At 62.5% G+C, this 14,091-nt stretch carries 13 protein-coding genes; 8 read left to right on the forward strand and 5 right to left on the reverse strand.

Annotated elements, in window-relative coordinates:
- Window positions 1–4: 4 nt before the first annotated feature.
- The 3 genes from ACR0JC_RS09330 to ACR0JC_RS09340 all read right to left on the reverse strand — a co-directional run bounded on the left by ACR0JC_RS09330 (window position 5) and on the right by ACR0JC_RS09340 (window position 3,482).
- Window positions 5–862 (reverse strand): bile acid:sodium symporter family protein, encoded by an 858-nt coding sequence (locus tag ACR0JC_RS09330; protein WP_170340175.1) that lies wholly within the window; start codon window positions 860–862, stop codon window positions 5–7.
- Between the two features lie 72 nt (window positions 863–934).
- On the reverse strand, window positions 935–1,669 hold the full coding sequence (locus ACR0JC_RS09335) for a glutamine amidotransferase (protein WP_170340778.1): 735 nt from the start codon (window positions 1,667–1,669) through the stop codon (window positions 935–937).
- Between the two features lie 40 nt (window positions 1,670–1,709).
- Window positions 1,710–3,482 (reverse strand): SLC13 family permease, encoded by a 1,773-nt coding sequence (locus tag ACR0JC_RS09340; protein WP_170340779.1) that lies wholly within the window; start codon window positions 3,480–3,482, stop codon window positions 1,710–1,712.
- Between the two features lie 110 nt (window positions 3,483–3,592).
- On the opposite strand from ACR0JC_RS09340, the gene ACR0JC_RS09345 reads away from it, so the two are divergent.
- On the forward strand, window positions 3,593–4,333 hold the full coding sequence (locus tag ACR0JC_RS09345) for a YebC/PmpR family DNA-binding transcriptional regulator (RefSeq protein ID WP_093964768.1): 741 nt from the start codon (window positions 3,593–3,595) through the stop codon (window positions 4,331–4,333).
- A gap of 177 nt (window positions 4,334–4,510) precedes the next feature.
- Entirely contained in the window at window positions 4,511–5,776 is a 1,266-nt protein-coding gene (locus ACR0JC_RS09350; RefSeq protein ID WP_093964769.1) for a permease, read from the forward strand.
- A gap of 21 nt (window positions 5,777–5,797) precedes the next feature.
- On the opposite strand, the gene ACR0JC_RS09355 is transcribed toward ACR0JC_RS09350, so the two are convergent.
- Window positions 5,798–6,682, reverse strand: coding sequence for a LysR family transcriptional regulator ArgP (locus tag ACR0JC_RS09355; protein ID WP_170340780.1), 885 nt, complete (start codon window positions 6,680–6,682; stop codon window positions 5,798–5,800).
- An 84-nt stretch (window positions 6,683–6,766) separates the two neighbouring features.
- On the opposite strand from ACR0JC_RS09355, the gene ACR0JC_RS09360 reads away from it, so the two are divergent.
- The 6 genes from ACR0JC_RS09360 to ACR0JC_RS09385 all read left to right on the forward strand — a co-directional run bounded on the left by ACR0JC_RS09360 (window position 6,767) and on the right by ACR0JC_RS09385 (window position 12,599).
- A complete protein-coding gene (locus ACR0JC_RS09360) occupies window positions 6,767–7,366 on the forward strand; it encodes a LysE/ArgO family amino acid transporter (protein ID WP_170340781.1) in 600 nt (199 codons plus the stop codon).
- A 40-nt stretch (window positions 7,367–7,406) separates the two neighbouring features.
- The gene (locus ACR0JC_RS09365; RefSeq protein WP_170340782.1) at window positions 7,407–8,315 is read left to right on the forward strand and encodes a DMT family transporter; all 909 of its coding nucleotides are present in this window, start codon (window positions 7,407–7,409) and stop codon (window positions 8,313–8,315) included.
- A gap of 94 nt (window positions 8,316–8,409) precedes the next feature.
- Window positions 8,410–8,982, forward strand: a complete 573-nt coding sequence (gene betI, locus ACR0JC_RS09370; protein ID WP_170340784.1) for a choline-binding transcriptional repressor BetI — start codon at window positions 8,410–8,412, stop codon at window positions 8,980–8,982.
- The gene (gene betC / locus ACR0JC_RS09375) at window positions 8,979–10,487 is read left to right on the forward strand and encodes a choline-sulfatase (protein WP_170340786.1); all 1,509 of its coding nucleotides are present in this window, start codon (window positions 8,979–8,981) and stop codon (window positions 10,485–10,487) included. Before betI ends, betC begins: the two co-directional genes overlap by 4 nt.
- Before the next feature lie 86 nt (window positions 10,488–10,573).
- Entirely contained in the window at window positions 10,574–12,232 is a 1,659-nt protein-coding gene (betA, locus tag ACR0JC_RS09380; protein WP_170340788.1) for a choline dehydrogenase, read from the forward strand.
- 127 nt (window positions 12,233–12,359) lie between these two features.
- A complete protein-coding gene (locus tag ACR0JC_RS09385) occupies window positions 12,360–12,599 on the forward strand; it encodes an HP1242/YdcH family protein (protein WP_093964776.1) in 240 nt (79 codons plus the stop codon).
- Window positions 12,600–12,645: 46 nt separating this feature from the next.
- On the opposite strand, the gene ACR0JC_RS09390 is transcribed toward ACR0JC_RS09385, so the two are convergent.
- Complete coding sequence (locus tag ACR0JC_RS09390; RefSeq protein WP_093964777.1) at window positions 12,646–14,046, reverse strand: helix-turn-helix domain-containing protein; 1,401 nt, start codon at window positions 14,044–14,046, stop codon at window positions 12,646–12,648.
- Window positions 14,047–14,091 lie beyond the last annotated feature (45 nt).

Consider the following 14,091-nt stretch of genomic DNA (forward strand, 5'->3'; position numbering starts at 1 on the left):
CCTTTCAGCGGTTGCGGTACCAGGCGATGAAGGGGATCGCGACGGCGTACATGGTGATCCCGTAGACGGCCGAGGGCAGGGCCAGCGGGCTGAAGCCGCTTTCGGTTCCGGTGATCAGGGCCGCCAGCGTGATGCCCAAGGTCGAGTTCTGGATGCCGGTTTCGATCGAGATGGTCTTGGCCTCATTCCACGACAGTTTCGCCGCCCGCGCCAGCCCCAATCCGATCAGCAGCAGCGCGAGGTTCAGCGAGATCAGCCCGGCGCCCATGATGCCCAGATTGTCGACGAACAGCTGCCAGTTTCCAGCCAGCGCGGCGATCACGATCAACACGAACAGGATGGTGGCCAGTTTGGAAAGGGGGCCGTCGATCCGGTTGGCAAAAGCGGTTGCAAAGTGGCGCAGGCCAACGCCGATGGCGACGGGCAGGGTGGTGATCAAGAACATCGCCAGCGCAAGACCGCTGATCGACACTTCAGGTGCGTCCTCGCCCATGAAGTGGTCAATCGACCAGGCCGCCAGAACCGGCACCGTGACGATCGACAGCAGGCTGATCACCGCCGTCAGGCTGACCGACAGCGCCACATCGGCCTTCGCCAGTTTCGACAGGATGTTGCTGGTGACGCCGCCCGGGCAAAAGCTGAGCAGCATGAACCCGACCGCAATCGCCGGCGGCAGCGCGAACAGCTTGACCGTGACGAAAGCCGCGACCGGCAGCAGAACGACCTGGCAGACCGCGCCGATCGCAAACGGATAACGCCGACTGATCACGCGCCGGAAATCCGCCGCCTCAAGCCCGATGCCCAAAGACAGCATGATGATGGCCAGCGAAACCGGCAGGCCCACGTTTATCAGAAGATCCAAAACAACCCCTCCCAAAGTCGTTTCGGTCCAACCTAAGCGCGCGGTCCCCGGTCAGGCAACCGCGCCGTTGGGTCACCCGTAGCGCTGGGCGAAACGGCGCAGGATTTCGCCGGGCTGCGTGACCTCGGCCGCGTGGCAGCGTTCGATCAGCGGCTGGGCGTCCTCGGGACGGAAATAGCCGTGGTCCTTGTAGATGTGGATGCGCTGCTCAAAGTCCTTGGCGTCGGCTTCGGGGTGGAACTGCGTGGCATAGACATTCTGGCCCCAGCGGATCATCTGGAACGGGCAGGGGTCTGACGCGACCAGATGCACGCAGCCCGCGGGCAGGGCCTGCACCGCCTCTTTGTGACCGACGAAGGCATCGAAGTCGGGCTCGAGCCCGGCGGTCAGCGGGTCGCGGGCGCCATCCTCGGTCAGGTGGCAGCGCGACGGGCCGACCGGCTCGCCATAGCGGTCCTTGCTGACCGGCGCGCCCAGATGCGCGGCCAGAATGCCCAGGCCATAGCAGCAGCCCATGAAAGGATGATCGTGCGCCGTGATCTGCGGCATCAGCCCCATGATCGCGCCCTCGATTCGGGCATCCATCTGAGATTTGCTGGCCGGGTCGTCGCTGACGCAGCCCGGCCCGCCGCCCACGATCACGCCAGCATAGTCGGTCACGTCAAGACCTTCGGGCAGGGCCTCGCAATCCAGACGGATGCGGTGGGTACGCTCGGGTGTCAGCCCGGACCGGTTCAGGATCGAGGCATATTCGGCGTCCGAGGCATCGGTCTCGGGGCGCAGCTGCAGGATCAGAAAGCATTTCATGCGCTGCCCTTAGCGCGCGGTCCGGCAGTCACGCAAGCCCTCACAGCGGCCAGAACACGAGGATCGCCGGGACCGAAACCGCCACGATCAGAATTTCCAGGGGCAGGCCCATGCGCCAATAGTCGCCAAAGTGATAGCCGCCGGGCCCCAGGACCAGAGTGTTGTTCTTGTGTCCGATCGGTGTGAGGAATGCCGCCGAGGCGGCCACCGCCACCGTCATCAGGAAGGGATCGGGCGAAACCTCGAGCGTGCGCGCCATCTGGATGCCCACCGGCGCGGCCACGATGGCGGTTGCGGTGTTGTTTAGCACGTCCGACAGCGTCATGGTCACGACCATCAAAACCGTCAGAATAGCCCAAGCCGGCAGGCCGTCGGTCAGTTGAACCAGCGCATTCGCGATCAGTTCCGTCCCGCCCGAGCTTTCCAACGCGCTGCCCAGCGGGATCATCGAGCCCAGCAGAACCACGACCGGCCACTCGATCTGATTGTAGATCTCGGAGATCGGGATGATCTTGGTCAGCACATAGGCGATAACCACAAGCCCCAGCGCGATGGGCAGGTAGATCAGCCCGATGCTGGCGGCCAGAACGGCAGCGGCGAACAAGCCGATGGCCAGCCATGCCTTGTCATTGGCGGTCACGTTCAGGCCGCGTTGGGCCAGAGGCAGGCAGCCCAGCCACTCGGTCACGTCCGCGCCTCGGTCGCGCGGGCACAGCAGAAGCAGAATGTCGCCCGGCTGCACCTCGGTCTTGCGGACCTGTTCGGTGATGCGCCGACCCTGGCGGGAAATGCCCATCAGGATCGTGTTCTGCCGCCAAGCCAGCCCCAGCCCCTGTGCCGTACGGCCATTGATGCGGGCGCTTTCGGGCACGACGACTTCGATCACCTCCAACCCGTCGCCGGCGGCCGTCAGCAGCTCTTGTCGGCGGGCATCCGAGAAATCCAGGTTCAGCGCGGCGCGGAACTCGTCCAGCGCCTCGGGGCTAGCTTCCAGCACCAGCGCGTCGCCTTCCTGAAGGATCGCGTTCGCCGCGCGGCCATAACGGCGCTTGCCGTCTCGGATCAGGCCGATGATGGCGACGTCGGATTTCTCGGCCACCTCGTCCAGCTCGGCGACGCGTTTGCCGATATGGGGTGACTCAGCCGGGATTGTCAGTTCAGCGATATATTCCGCCAGCGTGTCCGAACTCTCGGTCTGTTCGCCGCGGTTGGGGATCAACCGCCAGCCGATCAGGGCGACGAAGGCCAGACCTGCGATGGCCGCCAGCCCGCCAACCGGGGCGAAATCGAACATGTGGAACGGCTCGCCCAGGGTTTCCTGTCGGATCGACGCGATGATGATGTTGGGCGGTGTGCCGATCAGGGTGGCCATGCCGCCCAGAATGGTGGCAAAGCTCAGCGGCATCAGCGTCAGCCCAACCGAACGTCCCGCCTTGCGCGCGGTCTGAATGTCGACAGGCATCAGCAGCGCAAGCGCCGCCACGTTGTTCATGAAGGCGGACAGAACCGCTCCGACCCCGCCCATCAGCGCGATATGCGCGCCGAGGCCCCGCGAGGCATCGACCAGCGTGCGGGTGATCAGGAACACCGCCCCCGACCGCACCAACCCGGCCGAGACCACAAGCACCAGCGCCACGATGATCGTGGCCGGATGGCCGAACCCTGCAAAGGCTTTGTCAACCGGAACAACGCCCAGGATCACGCCGACCATCAAGGCGGCAAACGCCACAAGGTCATAGCGGAACCGCCCCCAAAGCAGCAGACCGAATACCGTAATAAAGAGTGCAAAGAGAATGATCTGATCTGTCGTCATTGGGCCACCATAAACGCGCTGACTGCACGAGCAAGCGGGTGTCTTGATCCTTTGCCCCGCAAACGTCTATATGTGCGCCAAATACGCAATCACGATTACGAGGACGCAACATGGCAGGCCACTCAAAATGGGCCAACATCCAGCACCGCAAGGGGCGACAGGACGCCGCGCGGTCCAAGCTGTTTTCCAAGCTGTCGAAAGAGATCACCGTGGCCGCCAAGATGGGCGACCCCGATCCCGACAAGAACCCGCGCCTGCGTCTGGCGGTCAAAGAGGCCAAGTCGAACTCGGTGCCTAAGGACGTGATCGAACGCGCGATCAAGAAATCCCAGGCGGGCGACGGTGAGGATTACGAAGAAATCCGGTACGAAGGCTATGGTCCCAACGGTGTGGCCGTGATCGTCGAGGCAATGACCGACAACCGCAACCGCACTGCGTCGAACGTGCGTTCGACATTTTCCAAGAATGGCGGAAATCTGGGCGAGACCGGCTCGGTCGGGTTCATGTTCGACCGGAAGGGCGAAGTGGTCTATCCCGCATCGGCGGGCGATGCCGACACGATCTTCGAGGCGGCCATCGAGGCTGGGGCCGAGGATGTGGAAAGCTCGGAAGACGGTCATATCATCTGGTGTGCGGATACCGACCTGAACGAAGTGTCCAGTGCGCTCGAGGCGGCTCTGGGTGAATCTGAATCCACCAAGCTGGTGTGGAAACCCACGACCACCACCGAACTGGGCCTTGAGGACATGCAGCGCCTGATGAAGCTGGTCGAAGCGCTTGAGGACGATGACGACGTTCAGCGCGTGACCACCAATTTCGAGGCTACCGACGAGGTGATGGCGCAACTCTAAGCGCCGCACTCGGTTGTATTAGGAGCCCGGCCGAACACGGCCGGGTTTCTTTTTTTGCCTGCGCCGCACTTGGTTCTTGGCGCATGTGGGTCCTCCGCATACCCTTAGGGTTGAACCGCGCAGAAAGGAGCTGGCCGAGACCTTGCGACAGACGGGTCGGGGTCGGCAAGACAGGACATGACAGGCAAACCCACGGAATTGGAGCGGCGAAATTTGCCGGTTCTGGCAAGCCAAAGCGTGCTGTCCCAGGTGGCGTGGACGATGGGCAGCCCTTCGATCGTCTTGCCGTTTCTGGCGGTCTCATTGGAAATGCCCATGTTTCTTGCCGGGGCGCTGGTTTCCGTCCGTCAGGCAGGCAACATGATTTCGGACATGTTCTTTGCGGTCCCTGTGTCCGCGAAGCAGCAGAAGAAACGTTCCATTGCCCTGACCGAGGTCGCGATTGGTGCGTGCCTGCTGGCAGCTATCGTGGTTGCGGCGATCGGGGGCTCGCCCATGGTGGCTGCGGCTTTCGTCCTAGCCTTCTTTGCAATTGGCATGATCGAAGAGGTCCAGGCGCTGATGTTCACTGACCTTTGGGGGGATCACCTGCGCTCGAAATCCCGGATCTGGATGAGCTATCTTCAACTGGGGGCAGGGGGGCTTGGGGCCATCGGGCTGACACTGACGCTGCATCACCTGACTTCGGACAACCCGCCATTCTCGCGTCACTCGACCGTGATCGCGGTATCTGCCGGGTTCTTTGTGCTGTCCGGACTATCCATTCTTGCCCTGGCCGAACTGTCGCGGTCACAACCCCAGGCTCAAACCGGTCGCCGAGCGGCGGGGCAGTTCCTGTCGGACGCTCGAGCCATGTTCGAATTCGCCTGGTTCCGGCGGTATTTGACCATGCGGCTGCCGCTGGTCGGGGTTTCTCTGTCGGTGCCGTTTTTTGCATTGATCGCAGCCGAGGCGCATCATGGATCGGCCAAGGGGCTGACGGCGTTGATCATTTCGTCGGCGACCGGCTATCTGGTCGCCGCGCCTCTGTGGCAGCTCGTGAACATGAAGTCACACCGGGCGGTCATGGTGGCCGGGTCGTTGATGGTGGGGGTGACGGGCGTCGTTCTGGTTGCGGTTCACTATTTGCATCTTGACCACGACGTTCACCTGCACGCGATCGCCCTGTTCGTGGCGACCGTCGCGACAACCGGCATCGGCAGTGCGCGCAAGCTGTACTTCATTGACACCGCGCCCAAGGAACAGCGGGTCAAGGCGTCGGCCGCGATCAAGAGCATTTGCAGGCTCGTGGCGATTGTCGGGTCGGCCGGGTTGGCGGCGGTTGCGCATATGAACGAGGTCGCACTGGCCGTCGCTTTCCTCACCTTGTGCAGTTTCTGGTCCGCAATCGCATGCTATCGTCTGGTCACGCCGCAGCCGAAGGATGCGGAACGCGCCACCTAAGCCATCGTTCACAGCACGGTGTCAGGGGTTTGCTAGCACTTGCGTCGCAACTTTCCGGACCGCTCGCGTCAACGGTGAAAGCGCCGGTGCAAGAATACGCCCGACCTGCCAGGTCAGAGGCACATCCAGCGGGGTGTCGGGCACAAGCTCGCGCAGACGGCCATCCGCGATCGCGCTTTGGACCAGATGCGCTGGGTTCATCCCCCAACCCAAACCTGCGGCAGCAGCGGCTACGAACCCGTGAGACGAGGGCAGAAAGTGGGTCGGCGGAGACAGCCGGCTACCCGTTTGCGCATGGATCCAGGCCTTTTGCAGGGCATCCTTCCTGTTGAAGGTCAGGCAGGGTGCCCGCGACAGGCTCTGAGCATTCACTCCGTCAGGGAACCAACGAGCCATGAACTCGGGGCTTGCCGTCGGCAGGTATCTGAGCGTGCCGAGGGCAATGGAATCGCATCCAGGGACGGTCTGCCCGCCGACCGAGATGGCGGCGCTGACATCTCCACGCCGCAGCCATTCTGCCGAGTGATCCTGATCGTCGATCACAAGGTCAAACAGCATATCACCAACGGCTGCCATCGCGTCTATGAACCAGGTAGACAGAACATCCGCCGGAACCGCGATCCTGACCCGGGTGGGGCCTGTGCCCTGTTCCAGCGAAAGCTCGCGATTGAGTTGCGCCTCAAGCAGGCCGATGTCTTCGGCATGGCGGGCAAGCCGCAAGCCAGCCGGCGTTCCGGTGCAGGGCGTGCCGCGGTGAATCAACGATACGCCGACCCGATCCTCCAGCGCCTTGATCCGTTGCGAAATCGCAGATGGCGTTACCGCCAGTTCCGCGGCGGCGGCGTCAAAGCTGCCATTCCGCAGAATAGCGGCCAGCGCGGCCAGGTGATGTGGGTCCAAGTGCATTAGAAAGTCTAATTATAGCTCATTATCTTTAATTTGATACATGTCTATCTGTCGCGTAGTCAACGGACTTGAACAGGAGGGTCCATGTCTACATCCGTCATCGCCGGCTTTGCGCTTGGCTTCAGTTTGATCCTGGCAATCGGCGCTCAGAACGCGTTTGTCCTCAGGCAGGGGCTCCGGCGCGAGCATGTTTTTGTGTTGTGCCTGACATGCGCCGTGTCGGACGCCATTCTGATCGCCGCAGGTGTCGCGGGTTTCGGCAGCCTGGCAACTGCGGCGCCGTGGTTCGAGCCGATGATGCGATACGGCGGCGCGCTGTTCTTGACGTGGTACGGGCTGCGCAGTCTGGCGTCAGCCGGGCGCGGCGGCGCCGCGCTTGAGGTCGGAGAGGCAAAGCGTACAAGTCTGCGCGCGGCCTTGCTGACCGTTCTGGCCTTCACCTGGCTCAATCCGCACGTCTATCTGGACACGGTGGTGCTGATCGGTTCGATTTCGGCGCAGTATGAAGACCGGATGGGTTTCGCCATCGGTGCCATGTCCGCCAGTTTCGTTTTCTTCTTCTCTCTGGGATATGGGTCCAGGGTGCTGTCTCCCATTTTCGCCCGGCCCAGGGCATGGCAGGTGCTGGATGTGCTGATCGGTATCGTCATGTTGGCGATCGCCTGGAAGCTGGTCGCAATGTAGAGGCTTGTTCGTCGCCGGGTTTCCGTGTTCAACCGGACCCATGACAACGATCGCCACCCAATCCCGCCCGCTTGCCGGAATGTTCTGGATGTTCAGCGCTGGGCTGTCCTTTGTGGCGATGACAGCCTTGGTCAAATCTCTGGGTACCTCGATGGATCCGATTGAGGCTGCGTTCTTGCGGTATGCTTTGGGGCTGGTCTTTCTGCTGCCAGCCATGCGGGCGATCCTGACCACGCATCTGACCCGCCGGCATATCGCCTTGTTCGGATTGCGTGGGGCCATACACGCCGTCGGGGTCATGTTGTGGTTCTTTGCGATGACCCGTATCCCGCTGGCGGAAGTGACTGCGATGAACTACCTGACGCCGGTCTATGTGACCTTGGGCGCCGCGCTTTTTCTGGGCGAGACGATGGCCTTTCGCCGTATCGCGGCCGTTCTTGTCGCCATCTTGGGCGCTGTAATCATTCTACGACCCGGGTTCCGCGAGATTTCCGCCGGGCATCTGGCGATGCTGGGCACCTCGCTGATGTTGGGGGGGTCGTACCTGCTGGCCAAAGCGATGGTGCAGGACGTGCGGCCTTCGGTCGTTGTGGCGCATCTGTCGATCTGGACGACGTTGTTTCTTATCCCTTTTGCGATCGCCGTCTGGACTCCGCCCAGCCTGCGCGACATCGGCGTGCTGTTCATGATCGCCAGTTTTGCAACGGCGGGGCACTACTTCATGACCTTGGCTTTGCAGGCTGCACCTGTCGCGGTGACCCAGCCGGTCACCTTCCTGCAACTGATCTGGGCCACGCTTCTGGGTGCGCTCGTGTTTCAAGAGGGCATCGATATCTGGGTCGTGGCCGGGGGGACGCTGATCCTCGCAGCGGTCAGTTTCATAACCTGGCGCGAGGCCGTCCTGAACCGCAGTGGCTTGACCCCTCCAAGCCTTGCCCCCAAGCTGTAAAAGCCCCGGAGCCCCCAAGGGCAACGTTATTGATTGACGAGTCAATAAAAAGCCCTTAGCGTTTGTCCTGTTGAGACTAGGTTTGGGGGCGGTTATGCCAAAACTCGGAATGGAGCCGATCCGGCGCGATGCGATCGTCAGGGCGACGATTGCCGAGTTGGGGTCCAAGAAGTCTCTCGATGTAACCGTCAGTCAGATCGCCAAACGCGCCGGCATGTCCAGCGCTCTCGCGCACCATTACTTCGGGGGGAAAGACCAGATCTTTCTGGCGGCGATGCGGCGCATCCTTGGCGATTTTGGCGCCGAAGCCCGAACCGAACTGAAGGCCGCGGCACCGGACCAGCGTGCCCAGGCCATCATCCGCGCCTGTTTCGCGCCGTCCTGCTTTACGCCCGACGTGATCGCCGCGTGGATGACCTTTTACGTTTTGGCCCAGACCAACGATGACGCGCTGCGTCTGTGGCAGATTTATCAGGCGCGGATCCGGTCGAACCTGATCCACGCTTTGCGCCCGCTGATGAAGGACCCGGTCGAAGCGGCCGAGAACATGATCGCACAGATCGACGGTCTGTATATCCGCGCTGCTCTTTCCGCGCCCGAGGAACCGCAACTGGCGGTTACCCACGCCATGCGCGTCCTGACGACCCTGCTCGAGGCCGAAAAATGACACAACCCAACATTCTGATCCTGATGGTGGATCAGCTCAACGGTACCCTCTTTCCCGACGGTCCCGCCGAGTGGCTGCACGCGCCCAACCTCAAGAATCTGGCGGAGCGGTCAACGCGGTTTGCCAATGCTTACACGGCATCACCGCTGTGTGCGCCGGGGCGGGCCAGCTTCATGTCGGGCCAGTTACCCTCGCGCACGGGGGTCTATGACAACGCGGCCGAATTCCGCAGCGACATCCCCACCTATGCCCACCACCTACGCCGCGCGGGCTATTACACCTGCCTGTCGGGCAAGATGCATTTCGTCGGCCCCGACCAGTTGCACGGGTTCGAGGATCGCCTGACCACCGACATCTACCCGGCCGATTTCGGCTGGACCCCGGATTACCGCAAACCGGGCGAGCGCATCGACTGGTGGTATCACAACATGGGTTCGGTCACCGGGGCGGGCGTGGCCGAGATCACCAACCAGATGGAGTACGACGATGAGGTCGCCTATCACGCAAAGGCCAAGCTGTATGATTTGGCCCGTGGCAAGGATGACCGCCCGTGGTGCGTAACCGTCAGCTTCACCCACCCGCATGACCCCTATGTGGCGCGGCGCAAATACTGGGACCTTTACGAGGAATGCGAGCACCTACTGCCCGAGGTCGGCGATCTGGGCTATGAAAACCAAGATCCACATTCCCAGCGCATCTTCGACGCCAATGACTGGCGCAGTTTCGACATCACCGAAGAAGACATCCGCCACTCGCGCCGGGCCTATTTCGCCAATATCTCGTATCTGGACGACAAGATCGGCGAGATCCTCGAAGTGCTGGAGACCACCCGGCAGGAGGCGACCATCCTCTTCGTCTCCGACCACGGCGACATGCTGGGCGAGCGGGGCCTTTGGTTCAAGATGAACTTCTACGAAGGCTCGGCCCGAGTGCCGCTGATGATCTCGGCGCCGGACCTGCCGACGGGCCGCATCGACACCCCGGTTTCGACCATCGACGTGACCCCGACGCTGGGCACGCTGGCGGGTATCGACATGTCGGAGATTGCCCCATGGACGGACGGGCAGGACCTTGTGCCGCTGGCCAACGGCACCGAGCGCACCGCGCCGGTTCTGATGGAATACGCGGCCGAGGCGTCTTATGCGCCCTTGGTGTCGATGCGCTATGGCAAGTGGAAATACAACCGCTGCGCGCTGGACCCCGATCAGCTGTTCGACCTCGAGGCCGACCCGCACGAGTTGGAGAACCTGGCCGACAAGCCCGAGCACGCCGGCACGCTGCAGACCCTGCGCGCCAAGTCCGAGGCGCGCTGGGATCTGGACCGGTTCGACGCCGAGGTGCGCGCCAGCCAGGCGCGGCGCTGGGTCGTGTACGAGGCGCTGCGGCAGGGCGGCTATTACCCGTGGGATTATCAGCCGCTTCAGCAAGCGTCTGAGCGCTATATGCGCAACCACATGAATCTGGACAACCTCGAGGAAAACCAGCGCTTCCCGCGCGGCGAATGACCTCTTTCACATTTTAAAGATACGCCCACCGGTGGCAACGCACGGGACATCCCGCGCCACCGGTCGGGGCCAATGGAGACACGACCATGGAAGCAGATTTCGTCATCGTCGGCGCCGGATCCGCCGGATGTGCGATGGCCTATCGTCTGAGCGAAGCGGGGGCCTCGGTTTTGGTGATCGAGCATGGCGGCACCGATGCAGGGCCGTTCATCCAGATGCCGGCGGCGCTGAGTTATCCGATGAACATGCCGATCTATGACTGGGGCTATCAGTCCGAGCCCGAACCCCACCTGAACAACCGGCGGCTGGCCTGCCCGCGCGGAAAGGTGATCGGAGGGTCGTCCTCGATCAATGGGATGGTCTATGTGCGCGGCCATGCGCGCGACTTTGACACCTGGGCCGATATGGGCGCGGATGGCTGGTCCTTTGCGGATGTTCTGCCCTATTTCAAACGGATGGAAAGCTGGCACGACGGCGGCCATGGTGGTGACCCCAAATGGCGCGGTACCAACGGCCCGCTGCATGTGTCGCGAGGGCCGCGCAAGAACCCACTGTTCAAGGCCTTCGTCGAGGCCGGGCGGCAGGCGGGCTACGAGCTGACCGACGACTACAACGGCGAGAAACAGGAGGGCTTCGGCCCGATGGAGCAGACCGTCTGGAAAGGGCGGCGCTGGTCGGCGGCCAATGCCTATCTGAAGCCTGCGCTGAAACGGCCGAACTGTGACATCGTCCGGGGCCTCGCCACGCGCGTGGTGATCGAGGATGGCCGCGCAACAGGGGTCGAACTGATCCGGGGTGGCCGCACGCAGATCGTGCGCGCCCGGCGCGAGGTGGTGCTGGCGGCCTCGTCGATCAACTCGCCCAAGCTGCTGATGCTGTCGGGGATCGGACCGGCCGCGCACCTGGCCGAGCACGGCATCAATGTTGTCGCCGACCGGCCCGGCGTGGGCGCGAACCTGCAGGATCACCTGGAACTGTATATCCAGCAGGCCTCGCTGCAGCCGATCACGCTGTACAAATACTGGAACCTGTTCGGCAAGGGCCTGATCGGGGCGCAGTGGCTGTTCACCAAGACCGGCCTTGGCGCGTCGAACCAGTTTGAAAGCGCGGCGTTCATCCGGTCGAAGCCGGGGGTCGAGTACCCGGATATCCAGTACCACTTCCTGCCCATCGCCGTGCGTTATGACGGCAAGGCCGCAGCCGAGGGGCACGGCTTCCAGGCGCATGTGGGGCCGATGCGCTCGCCCTCGCGCGGGGCGGTGACGCTGCGCTCGGCCAAGCCCGAGGACGCGCCGGTGATCCGCTTCAACTACATGAGCACCGAGCAGGACTGGGAGGATTTCCGCACCTGCATCCGCCTGACCCGCGAGATTTTCGGCCAGGACGCGTTCAAGCCCTATGCGGGCAAGGAGATCCAGCCCGGTGCGGACGTGCAGACCGACGAAGAACTGAACGCTTTCATCGCCGAACATGCCGAGAGCGCCTATCACCCCTGCGGCACCTGCCGCATGGGGCGGGCGGACGACCCGAACGCGGTCGTCGACCCGCAGGGCCGCGTCATCGGGGTGGATGGGCTGCGCGTAGCGGACAGCTCGGTGTTCCCGCAGATCACCAATGGTAACCTGAACGCGCCGTCGATCATGGTGGGTGAAAAAATGTCGGATCATTTGCTGGGCAAAGACCCGCTGCCCCGGTCCAATGACCGGCCATGGATCCACCCCAAATGGGCCGAGGCGCAGCGTTGAATGCAGTGTCGGTAAGGGGGATGCGACCGCGAAGGAATCATTCCCCTTCCAATTGATCCGAGTCAAAGTCAGCTTTGGTATTAGGGTCTAGCTGTAGTGCGAAACCAAACTCAAGGAGCGAGCAGGAATGTCCCATACCCCGCATGAACTGGCCGAGGAATTCCCGGACAAGGTTGAACTGATGAGCCAGCTCAAGCAGACCGATGCCCATTTCGCCCGGCTTGCGGACGAATATCACGAACTCAACCGAATGGTGCATCGGGCGGAAACCAATGTTGAGCCGATGGAAGACTTGGCCGAGGGCGAACTGCGCAAAAAGCGAGCCGCGCTCAAGGATCAGATCTGGTCGATCCTGAGCAAAGCGTGAACCAAAAAAGGGCGGGAATTGATCCTGCCCTTTTCCGTTTTTCGGCTCAGGTGACTTCGTAGGGCAGCGTGCCGCGCGTGTGGGCGTCGATCTTCAGTCGGCGCTCCAGCGGTGGGACGGACCGTTGGTGGCAGGTCTGGCGTTCGCAGATGCGGCAGGAAATCCCGATCGGCTCGTAGGCGCTGGTGTTGTTGATATCCAGGTTGTCGGCATAGACCAGTGCTTCGGCGTGCCGGACCTCACACCCGAGGGCGATGGCATAACGGCGCACTGGCGCACCGAAGGAGCCGCCCGATTTCGACACGTCCCGCGCGATCGAGATATACCGAACCCCGTCGGGTGTTTCCGCCAATTGCAGCAGGAAATGACCAGGCGTTTCAAAGGCCCGGTGCACGTTCCAAAGCGGGCAGGCCCCACCGAACCGCGCAAATTGTAGCCGGGTGGCCGAATGGCGTTTGGTGATCGTGCCCGCCTGATCGACCCGCACAAAGAAGAACGGGATGCCCTTGGCGCCCGGTCGCTGCAGCGTGGACAACCGGTGGGCGACTTGTTCGATCGAAGCGCCGAACCGGTTGCTCAGCAATTCAAGATCGTGCCGGTCCTCCTGCGCCGCTGACAAAAAGGCGGTGTAGGGCATCAGTGACGCGCCGGCGAAATAGTTTGCGAGGCCGATCTTGGCGATCGAGCGGGCTTCGTCGCTTTGAAACTTGGCAAAGTCCAGCGTGGCCTCGAGCAGTTTGTCCTGGCTGATCAGTGCGACCTGCAGCAGCAGTTGAAAGACCTGGGTCTGCGGCGCAGCGCGCGAGGACAGGCGCAAAGTCTTTGTAGCGTTGTCATAGCTGCGCAGGGCCGGAATGTCTTCGAACATCACCTGAACTCCGCGTTCCTTCAGGCTGTCCAGTGCTGCCTGCCGAATGCCTCCCGGTCCTTCGGCGCGGGCGGCGAACCGTTCAGCGGCCCGATCGACCGCGTCGATGTAGTTGTCGCAATAGTGGAAGAAATCACGCACCTCTTCCCACGGGCTGGCCTGAATGCGCGCGTCCTCGCGTCCGAGGGCCTCGTCCAGCGAGGCGAGCCTCTCGTGGGTCTGACGGTAGGCTTTGTGCAGCTCGATGAAGGACCGCGCCAATGCGGGGGCATTGGACGCCGTTAGCCGCAGGTCCGCCAGAGGGGGGATGGCATCCGCAAATACAGGATCGGCCAACGCCTCGCGCATGTCCGAGACCAGACGCTCGCTATCGCCGGTGCTCAGCTCGGTTACATCCATGCCGAATTCCTGAGCCAGCGCCAGAACAACTGTGGTCGAGATCGGCCGGTTGTTGTTCTCCATCTGGTTCAGATAGGGCAGGGACACGCCCAGCTTGGCGGCGAATTCCTTTTGCGTCAGCGTCAGACGCGTCCGCATTTCGCGCAGCTTTGCACCTGCGTAGAGTTTCTGAGTGGCCATCGGGTTTTCTTTGCAGCTATTCCGCCTGCGCAGGCTAACTTTGCA

This window comes from Ruegeria sp. CH5 (genome assembly GCF_056537025.1).

What these genes read in the sequence shown, in the direction of transcription:
- ACR0JC_RS09335 (WP_170340778.1), bottom strand. Translation starts at nt 1,669, where the DNA reads ATGAAATGCTTTCTGATCCTGCAGCTGCGCCCCGAGACCGATGCCTCG.
- ACR0JC_RS09340 (WP_170340779.1), bottom strand. Translation starts at nt 3,482, where the DNA reads ATGACGACAGATCAGATCATTCTCTTTGCACTCTTTATTACGGTATTC.
- ACR0JC_RS09345 (WP_093964768.1), top strand. Translation starts at nt 3,593, where the DNA reads ATGGCAGGCCACTCAAAATGGGCCAACATCCAGCACCGCAAGGGGCGA.
- ACR0JC_RS09350 (WP_093964769.1), top strand. Translation starts at nt 4,511, where the DNA reads ATGACAGGCAAACCCACGGAATTGGAGCGGCGAAATTTGCCGGTTCTG.
- ACR0JC_RS09355 (WP_170340780.1), bottom strand. Translation starts at nt 6,682, where the DNA reads ATGCACTTGGACCCACATCACCTGGCCGCGCTGGCCGCTATTCTGCGG.
- ACR0JC_RS09360 (WP_170340781.1), top strand. Translation starts at nt 6,767, where the DNA reads ATGTCTACATCCGTCATCGCCGGCTTTGCGCTTGGCTTCAGTTTGATC.
- ACR0JC_RS09365 (WP_170340782.1), top strand. Translation starts at nt 7,407, where the DNA reads ATGACAACGATCGCCACCCAATCCCGCCCGCTTGCCGGAATGTTCTGG.
- betI (WP_170340784.1), top strand. Translation starts at nt 8,410, where the DNA reads ATGCCAAAACTCGGAATGGAGCCGATCCGGCGCGATGCGATCGTCAGG.
- betC (WP_170340786.1), top strand. Translation starts at nt 8,979, where the DNA reads ATGACACAACCCAACATTCTGATCCTGATGGTGGATCAGCTCAACGGT.
- betA (WP_170340788.1), top strand. Translation starts at nt 10,574, where the DNA reads ATGGAAGCAGATTTCGTCATCGTCGGCGCCGGATCCGCCGGATGTGCG.
- ACR0JC_RS09385 (WP_093964776.1), top strand. Translation starts at nt 12,360, where the DNA reads ATGTCCCATACCCCGCATGAACTGGCCGAGGAATTCCCGGACAAGGTT.
- ACR0JC_RS09390 (WP_093964777.1), bottom strand. Translation starts at nt 14,046, where the DNA reads ATGGCCACTCAGAAACTCTACGCAGGTGCAAAGCTGCGCGAAATGCGG.